13 protein-coding genes are annotated in these 12,526 nt (G+C 67.1%); 3 read left to right on the plus strand and 10 right to left on the minus strand.

What is annotated here, in order from left to right; translation table 11 throughout:
• Positions 1-728: 728 nt before the first annotated feature.
• The 4 genes from ACIA58_RS38010 to ACIA58_RS38025 all read right to left on the minus strand — a co-directional run bounded on the left by ACIA58_RS38010 (position 729) and on the right by ACIA58_RS38025 (position 3,014).
• A complete protein-coding gene (locus tag ACIA58_RS38010; RefSeq protein WP_396408722.1) occupies positions 729-2,048 on the minus strand; it encodes a serine hydrolase domain-containing protein in 1,320 nt (439 codons plus the stop codon).
• Between the two features lie 60 nt (positions 2,049-2,108).
• A complete protein-coding gene (locus ACIA58_RS38015) occupies positions 2,109-2,336 on the minus strand; it encodes a hypothetical protein (RefSeq protein WP_396408723.1) in 228 nt (75 codons plus the stop codon).
• Positions 2,337-2,405: 69 nt separating this feature from the next.
• Positions 2,406-2,609 (minus strand): KTSC domain-containing protein, encoded by a 204-nt coding sequence (locus tag ACIA58_RS38020; RefSeq protein ID WP_134111686.1) that lies wholly within the window; start codon positions 2,607-2,609, stop codon positions 2,406-2,408.
• Positions 2,610-2,660: 51 nt separating this feature from the next.
• Positions 2,661-3,014, minus strand: a complete 354-nt coding sequence (locus tag ACIA58_RS38025) for a multiprotein-bridging factor 1 family protein (RefSeq protein WP_396408724.1) — start codon at positions 3,012-3,014, stop codon at positions 2,661-2,663.
• A 140-nt stretch (positions 3,015-3,154) separates the two neighbouring features.
• On the opposite strand from ACIA58_RS38025, the gene ACIA58_RS38030 reads away from it, so the two are divergent.
• Positions 3,155-3,448, plus strand: a complete 294-nt coding sequence (locus ACIA58_RS38030) for a hypothetical protein (RefSeq protein ID WP_396408725.1) — start codon at positions 3,155-3,157, stop codon at positions 3,446-3,448.
• 59 nt (positions 3,449-3,507) lie between these two features.
• Here the strand turns inward: ACIA58_RS38030 and ACIA58_RS38035 are convergent, their stop codons facing one another.
• Both ACIA58_RS38035 and ACIA58_RS38040 read right to left on the minus strand, forming a co-directional pair.
• A complete protein-coding gene (locus ACIA58_RS38035) occupies positions 3,508-4,512 on the minus strand; it encodes a hypothetical protein (protein ID WP_396408726.1) in 1,005 nt (334 codons plus the stop codon).
• 264 nt (positions 4,513-4,776) lie between these two features.
• A complete protein-coding gene (locus ACIA58_RS38040; RefSeq protein WP_396408727.1) occupies positions 4,777-5,406 on the minus strand; it encodes a hypothetical protein in 630 nt (209 codons plus the stop codon).
• A 223-nt stretch (positions 5,407-5,629) separates the two neighbouring features.
• Here ACIA58_RS38040 and ACIA58_RS38045 point away from each other — a divergent pair, with 223 nt between their 5' ends.
• Positions 5,630-6,454, plus strand: coding sequence for an aldo/keto reductase (locus ACIA58_RS38045; RefSeq protein WP_396408728.1), 825 nt, complete (start codon positions 5,630-5,632; stop codon positions 6,452-6,454).
• Here the strand turns inward: ACIA58_RS38045 and ACIA58_RS38050 are convergent, their stop codons facing one another.
• The 3 genes from ACIA58_RS38050 to nrdR form a co-directional block, all read right to left on the minus strand.
• Entirely contained in the window at positions 6,455-6,880 is a 426-nt protein-coding gene (locus tag ACIA58_RS38050; RefSeq protein ID WP_396408729.1) for a hypothetical protein, read from the minus strand.
• 215 nt (positions 6,881-7,095) lie between these two features.
• Entirely contained in the window at positions 7,096-10,011 is a 2,916-nt protein-coding gene (locus tag ACIA58_RS38055; RefSeq protein ID WP_396408730.1) for a vitamin B12-dependent ribonucleotide reductase, read from the minus strand.
• A 134-nt stretch (positions 10,012-10,145) separates the two neighbouring features.
• Positions 10,146-10,640 carry a transcriptional regulator NrdR gene (gene nrdR / locus ACIA58_RS38060; protein ID WP_130449420.1) on the minus strand — a complete coding sequence of 165 codons (495 nt, stop codon included), beginning with the start codon at positions 10,638-10,640 and terminating at the stop codon, positions 10,146-10,148.
• Between the two features lie 301 nt (positions 10,641-10,941).
• On the opposite strand from nrdR, the gene ACIA58_RS38065 reads away from it, so the two are divergent.
• Positions 10,942-11,892 (plus strand): nucleoside hydrolase, encoded by a 951-nt coding sequence (locus ACIA58_RS38065; protein ID WP_396408731.1) that lies wholly within the window; start codon positions 10,942-10,944, stop codon positions 11,890-11,892.
• Here ACIA58_RS38065 and ACIA58_RS38070 read toward each other — a convergent pair.
• On the minus strand, positions 11,885-12,475 hold the full coding sequence (locus ACIA58_RS38070) for a TetR/AcrR family transcriptional regulator (RefSeq protein WP_396408732.1): 591 nt from the start codon (positions 12,473-12,475) through the stop codon (positions 11,885-11,887). The genes ACIA58_RS38065 and ACIA58_RS38070 overlap by 8 nt on opposite strands.
• Positions 12,476-12,526: the final 51 nt, after the last annotated feature.

Raw genomic sequence — 12,526 nt, forward strand, 5'->3', positions numbered from 1 at the left:
AGCAGATCATCCGAAGCCCATGCACGGGGTTAATGCATCTTTCGGCATTGACTTTCGGCACGCTGTTGAGTTCTCAAGAATCGGACGCACACCGCGCTTCAGACTTTCGTTTGAAGCTCCGGGGCAACTCGCCCAACTTTACTGTTTCGCTTCCAGCCGGTCAAATCGGCCTTTTTCGATCCAGTCCCCCTGCGCGACTCAGTGTCCGAAACCCGCCGAGGCGTGTTTCGGCTTCCGAGACCTTCAGGGAGTTTGTTGAAGGGCCGGCCGCTTTCGCGTCCTGCGCCTCGCTCCAACAAGAAGAACATTACTGACATTCATGGTGCGGATGCAAATCGGGGTCCCGGACCCTCGTCCGAGCTCCTCGGCACCCGTCCTCGGCACCGGTCTCCCGGCGTCGAGGGAAGCAGTGCTGATCCCTCTGGTCACATCACTCACTCGCGTCTCCGCGAGCGACACTTCCATCATGCCGCACCCACACAAGCGGTTTTCACCCGCCCCGGCAACCACGGAGACAACGACCGAGACGCGACGACGGAGACGGCGCTGACGGTGGAGACGACGGTGGAGATGGCGACAGAGTGGGAGCCGGTCAGCCGGCTCCCACTCCGCCAAGTACCGCACCGTCCAGCAGACGCCTCTCGGCGAGTGGCCGCTCGTAGCGGCTTAGGTTGAGGCCCGGGGTCACGAACCGGACGGCATCAGATGTAACCCGACGGCCCCAGCACCTATTCCCGCACGCAGTCGAACTCCACTCCCTCCTGGTGGAAGACCAGTCGACCCTCTCGAGCCTCGAACGTCGTCTCGGTGTTCGCCGCGATGAAGCCCGTGGCCGACCGCGCCAGGAACAGCTGCGGACGCTGGCCGTCGAACGTCACCTCGAGCCCTCTCCCCCAGCGCTCCACCGTGAAGGCCACCCTGCCGTCCAAGCGATAGGAGCCGACCAGCGCAGCGACGGTCTCTTCACTCGGCAGATCCGGGGTGTCGACTTCCAGCGGATAGCCCTTCCAGCCGTACGCCGAAGCCACCGCGGCGAATGCCCTCTGCACCACCCATCCGCCCCGGTCCCCATTCGTCATGACCACAGCGCCCTGCCCGGTGTCGCGATCAGCCAGCAGGTGACAAGAGAACCCGGCGTTGCCCCCGCTGTGCCCGAACCGCTGACCAGAGTCATCGAGGAAGAACCCGAGCCCCAGGTGCCCGAGCCCCCCGATCCGCTGGCCGGCCGGGAGCTGGTGCGTCAACATCTCCCGCGCCAACTCCGGCGACAGCAGGGCGCCCTCGGCTCCGGCGTACATCCGCTGCACGCCAATGGCCACCTTGGCGAGATCTGTTGGAGTCGTCCACAGTCCGGCGGCAGCCAGCTCGGGGTACGCATGCCAGCGGCCCTCCAGCGGGCGACCACGCTCGTCGTGCGCGACAGCGGCCCTCGCGTGGAGCGCTGGTGGCAGCGGTTGGGTGTAGTCGCTGTCGGACATTCCGAGCGGCTCCAGCACAAGCTCACGGATCAGTTTGCGGAACGGCGTACCCGTCACGTCCTCCAGCAGTTGCTGCATGACGATCGTGCCGCCTCCGGAGTACCGGAACTGCGTTCCTGGCACGAGGTCTACGCGAACACCGAAGGTGTTGGTCGGCGGAAGACCGTCAAGGATCTGCAGCGTCCTGGGCAGCGGATCACCCTCGGCGTACCCCGGGAACCCGTGCACCGTCAGTCCGGCGCTGTGACTGGCCAACTGCCGTAAGGTCACGACAGGTTGCCACGAGCCAGTCGCCGGGACCTGCCACGACTTGAGCTTCCGGTTCACGTCCTCGTCGAGATCGAGCAGGCCGCGATCGACCAGCCGAAGCATCGCCAGTACGGCGATCGGCTTGCTGATCGACGCGGCCTGGAACAGCGTGTCCGGCGTGACGGCCTCAGTTCCGCCTGCGTCCACGAGACCGGCCGTACCGGTCTCGTGGACAGCACCGCCCTCGATCACCACCCAGCTCGCGCCGGGCACGTTGAATCTCCCGAGATCCGCCTTGATCTCCTCTTCCAGCATGTCCATGTCCCTCCCGATCCGGTTCCTGCTGGAACGGTACGGCGGACACGGCTCGCCGGAGCTGGATCACCGGGACGGCTGAGGTGTGCTGCAGTCGATCTTCGGGTTGGCGCCGATGTAGTTGAGCGGGCCGGCGACGATCGTGACGAGCACCGTGCCGACCTTGGCACAGGAAGTCCGGGAACTCTCGAAGTAGTGGCGCTGGGCCGCGGCCGCCAGGCCGATCAGCAGCCAGACGACGATGATGATCGTGATCGCGCGGGAACGGGTCGCAGTAGCTCTCCGGGTAGCCATTTGCATCTCCTGGTTCGGCGTGCCCCCGTGCTGCCCTCCTCAGGTGCCCGCTGCGAACCTGACAGAAACTCAGATCTCGCGAAACTCGTAGTACGGCTTGATGTGCTTGTTGATGTACGCGCCGATGCTCGGGGCGGCCAGTAGCGCCGCGTACGTCGGCTGTGGGACGTCGAAGTACTGGTAGACGTAGCCGTTCACGTACTCGAGCTCCAGTGTGCCGTCGGACCATCCGACCGACCGCACACTCGACGAATTCACCGGGCGTCGCCTCATGCGTGGCTCCTTCCGCACCTCGCGCTGCGGCGCCCAGTCTGCCGTCCGGCGTCAAGACGTGGGAGACCGCTCCGGATCGTCGGCCTGCAGGCGGGCCAGGGCGCGGGCGAGATCGCCCAGCGCAGTGTTGAGCTGGGTCAGCACGGCGTCGTCGATCGGCACCCGTCGCTGGTCCAGGCCGAGGGTGGCGGCGAACCGGACGTGGGCGTCGGGCGGGGCTTGGTTGAGGTAGGTGTCGAGGGCCTCCTGGAGGTAGGGACTGGGCACCACCTCCGGTCTCTCCCGCCACTTCGTCAGTGTGCGCGGCGAGATGCCGAGCCGCTCGGCGAAGGCCTCGTTCGTCAGGCGCATCGCCGTACGCAAGGCATGTGCGTGCCGGCCGGTCCATTCGTCGACGACTGTCATCGGTTCTCGCTCCCTTGCCTGTCGGTCACTCCCTGCTATCAGAATATGGCGATTTGGTGACCGCCGAGGGCAGAATTTGTGCGCTGTGGATACCGGTTGAGTTCCTGGTGAGGACACCGGGGCACGCGTTGACTTGGCGCATGGACGAGATCAGCGGAAGAACCGCGACGCTGCCGCGGACCACACGACGGCGTCACCTGAAAGTCGCGACCAAGGCCGGGCCACGCCGCTTCCAGTTGGTCCGCCACCACGACCCCTCCGGCGTCAGCGGCACGGGCGTGGTCGCCGAGGGGGTCGAGTGGAGCGACGGGACAGTGGCGCTCCACTGGGGTGGGCGCTACGCGACGACGACGGTGTGGCCGGATGGCATCGACGCGCTGATGACCATCCACGGTCACGGCGGTGCGAGCACGATCCGCTGGCTGGACGAGTGACGATGCGTAGCCGATCTCGGTGGGGCGGGCCCACCCTGCAGCCGGCCCGCCTCACCGGTCTACTCCGTGTAGAACTGCTCTCGGTACGGCGCGTGCCGCGGGACCGGACGCTGGTGGGACTCGTCAGTCGGGCCCTTGGCGCCGGACCCGTTGGACTCCGCACCCTCGGGCAGATCCGAGTCCGGCGAGTCGGTGAAGTTGTCGTCGGTGAAGTTGTCGTCGGTGAGGTTGTCGACTGCCGTGCTGAAGGCGAGTTCGGCGCGGGTCGGCCGTTGGCGTTCGATCTCCTCCGCGGATGTCCGCCGGATCGGGAGATCGTTCGCCGCGGCCGACAGTTCGGCAAGGGTGTCGAGGAGACCGAGCGCTGTCTCCACGTCGCCCGGGTGGTTGACCAGCCACCACACCGCGGCCGAGCCAGGCGTGGCGAAGACGTCGTCCTTCAGGTAGGCGCGTTTGTCCTGCTCCATCCGGCGTTCGAGCAGAGTGGCCTGCTCCCGGCGGTGCAGGGCGGCCAGATGCAGGAGGTGCTTGTGATCCGCGTCCGGCAGTCGCAGCCGCACCTCGGTGGCCCAGCTGCGCACCTGGCCTTTCTCGTCGAGCGCTGGTTCGCCGAGGAGAGCGGCCAGCCGGTGCTGGTTGAGCGACTCCTCGGTGACCTGCTGCCTCGCAGTCAGCGATCGCGCCCGCTCCAGCAAGGCGTCGACCGCCACCGCACCCAGGTCCGCGTGGCGCGAGCCCGACAGGACGGTCGACCACTGCACCACGGCAGAGAAGCTGAATTGGAAGTCGGGCGAGGAGGACGGCAGCCGGACGTCGCTCACCGTCCGCGACGGTGGACCCGAGAAGACCGGATCCGGATCCGGCAGTACGACGGACGGCGGCGCCGGCCTGGTCACGACTGGACGGGGTTCGTCGGGCTGCTTCCAGACGACGGCCAGCAAGACCAGGAGCACCACGGTCAGGACCACGGCCGACCAGCTCGGCAGGCCGACGATCAGCGACACCAAATAGAGGACCAGCACAATCGCGGCGGCAGTCAGGAGGGAGTTCCGGTGGAGCTTCATGGGCGCGTTCCTTCACCGCGTCGGGCGGAGGTCAGCAGGTCGGCCAATGCACAACAGACGGCTTCCCCGTCTTCACACCATCCGAGTCACCGGCAACCCAGACCACGGACTGCGCCACACGACGAGTCCACAAAAAGTCTCACATGCCTCACCCAAAGTAGCCGCCAAAAGCGTGTCGGCGACCACCCTCTGGACGTGCCCGTGCCCGTCCAGTCCGGGACAGCCAAGACAGCCAGGTCGGCCGAGACAGCCAGGTCGGCCGCGTCAGCCCGTGAGGGAGCGGAGGGCTTGGCGGGAGGGGGTCAGGAGGACCGGTTTGTAGGGGCAGCGTTGGTCGGTGAGGGTTTCATAAGCGCGGATGGCTCGGTTGGCGGCGTCCCAGCCTTGCTCTGCGGGGGTGCGGCCGAGGCCGCGGTTTCGGACCAGGGCGCCGTAGAAGGCGGAGCAGAAGACGGTCGCCTCGTACCAGCCGATGACGGTGCTGGTGCCGATGTAGGTGATGTCGTCCTGGAGGCAGTCGCGGATGGCGCGCTGCCACTTCCCGATGCCGGTCTTGCAGCCGTCGGCGATCACGACGCCGCTGGCGATCCCCCACTGGCGATCCAGGAACCAGTCGGCCAGGGACCGGAGCGAAACCTGGGTCTGCCCGTCGGTGGAAAGGAACGACGGCTCCTCACTGTGGTCACCGTGTGCCATCACGTGCAGGACCGAGGACGGGGTGGTCAGCGCGGAGAAGGCGGTCTCGTGATCGCGGCTGCGGACGAAGTTCACGTCGATCACCGGCCGGTTCCAGCCTGCGTTGATGTTCCCGGTGATGCTCTGGACGAACGTCATCGACGCGTCGAACGAGCTGTCCAGACCGAGGTCCACCAGAGTGATCAGACGGTTCTTCATTTGCCCACCCCTCCAACGTGTTTCGAGGCCCCACGGGTCCATCATGAACTACGGATCCGACAGTCCGCAGGGTGGTTTCCCGGGGCTGAGACACCTCACCCGCGCCGTACGGCGTACGGCGGATCCCGGGCCGGGAGCGCCGGTTCCGGACGGTCGGCTGACAGGGGTGCGGACTGTGATCGGCGTACGGTGTCGGGGCAGCGTCAGCCGAAGGAGGAGTTGGATGAGCGACGTTCCGACCGTCACGCTGAGTCACGGATCTGCGATGCCGCGGATCGGGCTCGGTACGTCGCCGATGAACGACGCCGACGCCGAGCGGGCCGTGAGTACGGCGCTCGAGCTCGGGTATCGGCTGATCGACACGGCGGAGAACTACCGCAACGAGGTCGGCGTCGGGCGGGCGCTGAAGGGTGCGCCGCGCGACGAGGTGTTCGTGACGTCGAAGTTCAACAAGAGGTGGCACAGCGTCGAAGGCGCGCGTACGGCGTTCGAGGCGAGCGCCGAGAAGCTCGGCGTCGAGTACTTGGACCTGCTCCTCATCCATTGGCCGAATCCGGCGCAGGACCAGTACGTCGACGCGTGGCGAGGGCTGATCGCGCTGCGCGAGGCCGGACTCGTGCGAGCGATCGGCACGTCGAACTTCAAGCCCGCGCATCTGCAGCGCTTGATCGACGAGACCGGTGTGGCGCCGGAGGTCAACCAGGTGCAGCTGAGTCCGGTGTGGGCGAAGGCCGCGGAGCGCGAGATCCATGCCCAGCACGGGATCGTCACGGAGGCCTGGAGCCCGCTGGGCAAGGGCACCGACCTACTGAGCCACCCGAAGGTCCAGGAGCTCGCCAAGAAGTACGAGCGGACGCCGGGACAGGTCGTGTTGCGCTGGGAGACTCAGCAGGACGTCGTACCCATCCCGAAGTCAGCCGACCGAGGCCGCCTCGCGGACAACCTGGCGGTCTTCGACTTCGACCTGACCGCTGACGAGCTGGCAGCCCTGTCGGGTCTGGACGGTACGGCGAAGGGTGCCGCCGACTCCGACCGTGCCGGCCACTGATCAGGTGGTGAAGGAGCCGGTGACGACCGAGTAGGACTCGACGCCGTTCTTGGAGGACCACAGGCGGATCCGGACGAGGGTGCCGTCGGGCACGGAGAAGTTGCAGAAGCTCCAGCCCTGGTAGTCCGCGACGGTGGTGTCGTCGAAGCACTCGTGGGCGTCGTACCAGAAGCCGACCTGGCTTTGGTACAGCTGGATCGCGGCGCGGGCGCTGTAACCGTCTGCCTGGTCGTCGTGGACGCCCAGCCATTCGCCGTCGGTGCAGTAGACCGCGGCGCTCAGGCGCGAGTTCAGCAGTTCTTTGTTGTGGTTGGTGTAGCAGTTGGCGGCCGAGTTCGCGTACGCCGGCGCTGCAGCCAGCACACCTGCGAGCACGAGTCCGGCGGCTGCGGCTGCAAGCACGCGTCGAAGCGGGGACAGAAACATCGGGCGGCTCCCGGCGGTGGCAGATGTGATCGCCGGTGAGCCTAGGGCCCTGGCTGGGAGCGCTTCCAGCCTTCTAGCTGAGCAACTCGTGAGCAGACGCACCTCGGCCCCCGGGGAAAGTGGGAAGTTCCCGGGGGCCGTGGCGCTATCAGCTACAAGGGCGGCTCAGCCACTACGAATCAGCCAGCATCAGGCAGCCAGAGATCAGCCAGAGATCAGCTGCAGCCGGAGGTGCTGCCGCAGCCTTCGCAGACGTAGCAGGAGCCGCTGGGGCGCATCTTGGTGCCGCAGGTGAAGCAGAGCGGGGCGTCGACCGAGGTGCCGGTGATGAGTTCGAGCATCTCGGCGGTGGTGTGGGCCTCGCCCTTGATCGGCTTCGCGGAGGCCGCGTCGGCGATCGGCTTCTCCGGGGTGACGTCCGCGACCTCGGCCACAGGCTCGACCGACTTCAGGGACTCGGGCTCGGACACCTCGACCGGAGCGAGCTCGTAGGAGCCCGTGTCGAGCTGCCGGGACCGCTCCTCCGCGGAGTAGATGCCCAGGGCGGCCCGCTCGTCGAACGGCAGGTAGTCCAGCGCCAGGCGGCGGAAGATGTAGTCCATGATCGACTGCGCCATCCGGACGTCCGGGTCGTCGGTCAGACCGGCCGGCTCGAACTTCAGGTTGGTGAACTTCTGGACGTAGGTCTCCAGCGGCACACCGTGCTGCAGCGCGATCGAGATCGCGATCGAGAAGGCGTCCATCACGCCGGCAAGCGTCGAACCCTGCTTGCCCATCTTCAGGAAGACCTCGCCGAGACCGTCGTCCGGGTACGAACCGGCGGTCATGTAGCCCTCGGCGCCACCCACGGTGAACGACGTGGTCCGCGACGGCCGCGACTTCGGCAGGCGCTTGCGGGTCGGCCGGTACTCGATGACCTTCTCGACGATCTTCTCCGCGACGGCGGCCTGGGCCGCGACCGCGTCGTCGGCCTCGGAGGCCTTCTTCGCCTTCGCGTCCGCCAGCGGCTGACCGACCTTGCAGTTGTCGCGGTAGACCGCGAGCGCCTTCAGGCCGAGCTTCCAGCCCTGGAAGTAGACGTCGGCGATCTCCTCGACCGTCGCGGTCTCCGGCAGGTTCACCGTCTTCGAGATCGCGCCGGACAGGAACGGCTGCGCGGCCGCCATCATCCGCACGTGGCCCATCGGCTTGATGGCCCGCTCGCCCATCGCGGTGTCGAAGATCTCGTAGTGCTCCGGCTTCAGGCCAGGGGCATCGACGACGTGGCCGTTCTCCGCGATGTACTCGACGATCGCCTCGATCGTCTCCTCGGTGTAGCCGTACTGGCGCAGCGCCCGCGGGACCGTGGTGTTCACGATCTGCATCGAGCCGCCGCCGACCAGCTTCTTGAACTTGACCAGCGAGAAGTCCGGCTCGATACCGGTGGTGTCGCAGTCCATCATGAAGCCGATGGTGCCGGTCGGCGCGAGCACCGAGGCCTGCGCGTTCCGCCAGCCGTTCTTGGCGCCGACCTTGAGCACGCCGTCCCACGCGGCCGACGCGTGCTTGTGCACGTCCTTGTCGATCTCGTGGATGGTCCGGATCGCGTCATTGGCCGCCGCGTGCTTGCGCATCACCCGGGTGTGGGCGTCCTTGTTCCGCTCGAAGCCGTCGTACGAGCCGACGATGCCGGCCAGCTCGGCGGAGCGCTTGTACGACGTACCGGTCATCAGCGAGGTGATAGCGCCCGCCAGCGCGCGACCACCGTCGGAGTCGTACGCGTGCCCCGTCGCCATCAGCAGCGCGCCGAGGTTGGCGTAGCCGATGCCGAGCTGCCGGTACGCGCGGGTGGTGACGCCGATCGCCTCGGTCGGGAAGTCGGCGAAGCAGATCGAGATGTCCATCGCGGTGATGATCAGCTCGACCGCCTTGACGAACTTCTCCGAGTCGAACAGGTCGTCGTCGCGGAGGAACTTCATCAGGTTCAGCGAGGCGAGGTTGCAGGACGAGTTGTCCAGGTGCATGTACTCCGAGCACGGGTTGGACGCGGTGATCCGGCCCGTCTCCGGCGTGGTGTGCCAGTCGTTGATGGTGTCGTCGTACTGCAGGCCCGGGTCGGCGCAGGCCCACGCCGCCTGGGAGATCTTGTCGAACAGGTTCCGCGCGTCGACGGTCTCGATCACCGAGTTGTCGAGCCGCGCCCGCAGCCCGAACTCGCCCTTGTCCTCCACCGCGCGCATGAACTCGTCGGAGACCCGGACCGAGTTGTTCGCGTTCTGGTACTGCACGGAGGTGATGTCGCGACCGCCGAGGTCCATGTCGAAGCCCGCGTCACGCAGGATGCGGATCTTCTCCTCCTCGCGCATCTTGGTGTCGACGAACTCCTCGATGTCGGGGTGGTCGACGTCCAGCACAACCATCTTGGCCGCGCGCCGGGTGGCGCCGCCGGACTTGATCGTGCCTGCCGACGCGTCCGCGCCGCGCATGAAGCTCACCGGGCCGGACGCCGTGCCGCCGGACGACTGGAGCAGCTCCTTCGAGGAGCGGATCCGGGACAGGTTCAGCCCGGCGCCCGAGCCGCCCTTGAAGATCAGGCCCTCTTCCTTGTACCAGTTCAGGATCGACTCCATCGAGTCGTCCACGGCGAGGATGAAGCAGGCCGACACCTGCTGCGGCGAGGACGTCCCGACGTTGAACCAGACCGGCGAGTTGAAGCTGAAGTGCTGGTGCAGCAGCAGCCAGGTGATCTCCTGCTCGAACACCTCGGCGTCGGCGGGCGTGGTGAAGTAGCCGTGCTCCTCGCCGGCCTTGCGGTAGGTCTTCACGACCCGGTCGAGCAGCTGCTTGAGGCTCCACTCGCGGTTGTCGTGGGCGAGCGCACCACGGAAGTACTTCGTGGTGACGATGGTCGAGGCGTTGACGCTCCAGAAGTCGGGGAACTCGACTCCGCGCTGCTCGAAGACCGTCTCACCCGTCTTCCAGTTCTGCTGCACGACGTCGCGACGCTCCCACGTCACCTCGTCGTACGGGTGGACGCCCTCGGTGCTGAAGACGCGCTCGATGGTGAGTCCCGTGGGCGCGTTCTTCCGCCCGCGGAACCCGGCCGCCGACCGCTTGGTCGACCCCGAGTGGCCGGTCACCGTCTCTGTCATGGTTGCTCCTCGCCCTGTGTCTACTACCGCGGTCTGTCGGGACCGCCCCGTTGGAGTACTGCGTGAACGCCACGTACCGCCTGTATTGCTCACTGAACTGCTCGGCACTACCTGGAACTACTCGTTCCCCCGGTTTACGTCTGCTGGGTCGGCTTCAGCTGGCCCGGCTCGGTGCCCTGCGGCTCCTTCTCGGCGCGCAGCAGCGCGATCTCCGTCTCGAAGTCGTCCGCGGACTCGAACTGCCGGTACACGCTCGCGAAGCGCAGGTAGGCGACCTCGTCCAGCTCCCGCAGCGGCCCGAGGATCGCGAGTCCGACCTCGTGCGCGGGAACCTCCGGCGAGCCGCTGCCCTTCAGCGCGTCCTCGACCTTCTGGCCCAGGCGCGCGAGCTGGTCGGCGTTCACCGGCCGGCCCTTGCACGCCTTCCCTACCCCGTTGATGACCTTCTCCCGGCTGAACGGCTCGGTCGCGCCGGAGCGCTTCACGACCGTCAGCTGCATCTGCTCGACGGTGGTGAACCGCTTCTCGCAGACCGGGCACTGACGCCGGCGGCGGATCGCTCCGCCGTCCTCGGCCACCCGGCTGTCTACCACTCGTGAGTCGGCGTGCCGGCAATACGGACAGTGCACGACGATCACTCCTCCCGTGACTGCCGCAGGGGCAGGTTGTGGATCAGCCTGGGGACAACTTGTGTAGAACCTGTGTGCAACCAACCACTACCTGTGGAAAATTACACCCGTGTAACCACTACATCTAGGGATCCTAGATCGCTGCTCCGACAGTTGCAAGCACGCTCCGATCGCCCGCGCGTGTCTAGGTTCCAACACTCACGCGGGCCCGTGTACTCCCGCGTGGCGTCCCTCCGTTTGACCCTTTCGAGGCGCAAACTACGGCCTCGGCGGAAGGGACGCCGGATGTGAGGATGGCGCTATGAAGCCGGTGATTCTTGATGTCGATACGGGGCTGGATGATGCGTGCGCGTTGCTGCTGGCGGCGCGGCATCCCGAGCTCGAGCTGAAGGCCGTCACCTGCGTCGGCGGGAATGTCGGCCTCGACGACGTGGTGGCGAACACGCTGACCGTTCTCGACGCCGCCGGCCGACCGGACATCCCGGTCGCCCGTGGCGCCGCCGTGCCGCTGCTTCAGCCGGTGCGGATGGCGCGGCATGTCCACGGGGCCGACGGGCTCGGCGACATCAACTGGCCGCGGTCAAACCGGGAGACGGATCCGCGCCACGCGGTCGAGCTGCTGCGCGACGTACTGCGGGAGGCGGCGGCGACCGGTGAACTGATCACGCTGATCCCGCTGGCGCCGTTGACCAACATCGCCCTGCTTCTGCGGACGTACCCGGACGCGGCAGCCGGACTGCGCGAGATCGTGTTCATGGGCGGTGCCGCGGGGATCGGGAATGCGACGGCGTCGGCGGAGTTCAACATCTGGACCGATCCGGAGGCGGCCGCGATCGTGCTGACAGTGGTGGGCGAGCTCGGCGTACCGATGACCATGTACGGGCTGGATGTCTTCTACGACGTCGTCGTCACGTCGGACCAGGCGCGCGGATTGAGCGGGTCGCAGTCGGCGGAGCTGGCGCGCAAGCTGATCGAGAACCGGAGCGACCGGTACCAGACCGACGGCGCGAGCATCGGCGACGGCGGCGCGGTATGCGCGGTCATCGATCCGTCCGGACTGACGACTCGGTCGTTCCCGGTGCGGGTCGAGCTGTCGGGCGGTTGGTCGCGCGGACGGACCATCGTGGACACACGGGATTGGTCGACCGATCTGACGAGCGATCCACATGGGCTGTCACCGACGACGGTCCAGGTGGCGACGGCGGTGGACGGCAAGCGGTACGCCGAGATGTGGCTCGCGACCGTCAGCTGACCAGATCGACCAGGCGAGCCCGGACCCCGTACAGGAACAGGTCGAGGCCGTCGGCGAAAAGGTCCGGGCCGTCGGCCGACTCGGCGACGACGGCAGCCAGGCTCCAGCGGGCGGTGACTTCGAACAGATGACGCGCTTCGGACTCGGGCACGCCGAGGCGGACGAGGGCGTCGATCTGGACACGGATGAGCTCGGCGCGGGATCCGTCGCCTTGGTCGCGATCCGGGCCGGCCTTTGACTGGATCAGTCCGGCCAGACCGGGGTGGTCGGCGTAGAAGGCGCGCAGCTCGAGGGAGCCGGATCTCGTCAGCGCGATCCACTCGTCGACTGTCTGCAAGTTCTCGTACGCCGCGTTGTCGGCGGTGAACTGGTCGAAGGCGTTGCGCGCGACCAGATCGAGCAACTCCGACTTGTTGCGGACGTGGTGGTAGAGGGTCGGGGCCCGGACGTGAAGACGCTCAGCGACCGCCCGCATGGTGAGGCCGTCCACGCCGTCGGCGCGGATGACGGCCAACGCGGCGTCGGCGATCGCCGTCACGGTGACGCCGGCCGGCGCGTGGGACGACGGGTCGCGTTCAGTCATGAAATCTCGTTGTCCAGGTGGTTGGCCACAGGTACTGTCTAACGTCATTAG

The sequence above is a fragment of the Kribbella sp. NPDC051586 genome, from assembly GCF_044453965.1.
In the GTDB taxonomy this organism is placed as follows: domain Bacteria; phylum Actinomycetota; class Actinomycetes; order Propionibacteriales; family Kribbellaceae; genus Kribbella.

What these genes read in the sequence shown, in the direction of transcription:
- ACIA58_RS38010 (WP_396408722.1), bottom strand. Translation starts at nt 2,048, where the DNA reads ATGGACATGCTGGAAGAGGAGATCAAGGCGGATCTCGGGAGATTCAAC.
- ACIA58_RS38015 (WP_396408723.1), bottom strand. Translation starts at nt 2,336, where the DNA reads ATGGCTACCCGGAGAGCTACTGCGACCCGTTCCCGCGCGATCACGATC.
- ACIA58_RS38020 (WP_134111686.1), bottom strand. Translation starts at nt 2,609, where the DNA reads ATGAGGCGACGCCCGGTGAATTCGTCGAGTGTGCGGTCGGTCGGATGG.
- ACIA58_RS38025 (WP_396408724.1), bottom strand. Translation starts at nt 3,014, where the DNA reads ATGACAGTCGTCGACGAATGGACCGGCCGGCACGCACATGCCTTGCGT.
- ACIA58_RS38030 (WP_396408725.1), top strand. Translation starts at nt 3,155, where the DNA reads ATGGACGAGATCAGCGGAAGAACCGCGACGCTGCCGCGGACCACACGA.
- ACIA58_RS38035 (WP_396408726.1), bottom strand. Translation starts at nt 4,512, where the DNA reads ATGAAGCTCCACCGGAACTCCCTCCTGACTGCCGCCGCGATTGTGCTG.
- ACIA58_RS38040 (WP_396408727.1), bottom strand. Translation starts at nt 5,406, where the DNA reads ATGAAGAACCGTCTGATCACTCTGGTGGACCTCGGTCTGGACAGCTCG.
- ACIA58_RS38045 (WP_396408728.1), top strand. Translation starts at nt 5,630, where the DNA reads ATGAGCGACGTTCCGACCGTCACGCTGAGTCACGGATCTGCGATGCCG.
- ACIA58_RS38050 (WP_396408729.1), bottom strand. Translation starts at nt 6,880, where the DNA reads ATGTTTCTGTCCCCGCTTCGACGCGTGCTTGCAGCCGCAGCCGCCGGA.
- ACIA58_RS38055 (WP_396408730.1), bottom strand. Translation starts at nt 10,011, where the DNA reads ATGACAGAGACGGTGACCGGCCACTCGGGGTCGACCAAGCGGTCGGCG.
- ACIA58_RS38065 (WP_396408731.1), top strand. Translation starts at nt 10,942, where the DNA reads ATGAAGCCGGTGATTCTTGATGTCGATACGGGGCTGGATGATGCGTGC.
- ACIA58_RS38070 (WP_396408732.1), bottom strand. Translation starts at nt 12,475, where the DNA reads ATGACTGAACGCGACCCGTCGTCCCACGCGCCGGCCGGCGTCACCGTG.